Origin of the sequence: Alteromonas sp. KUL106, from assembly GCF_009811415.1 — a bacterium.
GTDB lineage: Bacteria > Pseudomonadota > Gammaproteobacteria > Enterobacterales > Alteromonadaceae > Alteromonas.
On the sequence record NZ_BLIG01000059.1, the window covers coordinates 1 to 922 of the forward strand.

General features: G+C 42.1%; 2 protein-coding genes. Both read left to right on the forward strand.

Translation table 11 applies throughout. The features are described from left to right. A partial coding sequence (locus tag GVO63_RS19010) for a hypothetical protein (protein WP_159581982.1) occupies positions 1–363 on the forward strand: 363 nt, incomplete at its 5' end. A 135-nt stretch (positions 364–498) separates the two neighbouring features. Then, positions 499–858 carry a hypothetical protein gene (locus tag GVO63_RS19015; protein ID WP_159581984.1) on the forward strand — a complete coding sequence of 120 codons (360 nt, stop codon included), beginning with the start codon at positions 499–501 and terminating at the stop codon, positions 856–858. Positions 859–922 lie beyond the last annotated feature (64 nt).

Consider the following 922-nt stretch of genomic DNA (forward strand, 5'->3'; position numbering starts at 1 on the left):
GCCCCATATTTGGAAGTTAGCAGACAAGAGGAACATGCTATTAACAAGGAATGGTTCGCATTAATTCTTCCCACATTTTTTGTAGGGTTATTCTGGGTATACTTTTCATTATTTCCAGCGCTTTATGCTAACTCAGCACTGCCCCAAAAGTTAAAACAGCTCGTCGATGGTTTTAGGGAGCTTGAGGGTACACCTAGCGCAACAATTATTCCTATGGCATTGTTCTTACCAGTAGTGTTTTTAGGTTTTGTCGTTGGCTATTTTCAGAGTAAGTCACCAGATTCAGCAACAAAATGGATGGGGCATTTTGCTGCCTTTTTAGGCTTGGGGTTTTATTATGGCCTTTATCGTCTTTTTGCGTAAGTCTGCTAACAAAACGCTATTGTCACTCACTTCGTTCGCTGGGACGCATACACGGGGCCGCTTCGCGATTATGGCCCCGTGCCTGCGCCCCAAAGCTTAGCGTTATACACAATGCGCGATATCAGGAAGATTAAAGTGAATAAAACCAAAACGTCTCTTCTATTTTCTGCCTTCATAGGCACTTGTTTCGTAACTATGGGTACATTTGCTTCATCTACAATAGAAGGCGTTTGGAAACACACAACAAAACCAGCTCTAATCGAATTCAATTTAACAACTGGTGTAGCAAATGTTAAAGAACACCAGACTCATAAACAAAACTCAGGCCTCACGATCATCAAAAATATTGTTCAATCAACAGAAACTGAGTGGGTTGGGGAAATGTACAATGGCTACGAAGACAAATATGTTTTCGTTACAATCAAGTTAAACAGCACATCGCTATCTGTCTTCGACTCCGAAAACAGTGAAGTGCTTAAACTTGTTAAGGAATAGCCTTGTGTATAACAAAAAAATTAAGTTCGCCCGCTGCGCGGGCTGGGACGCATACACGCGGGGC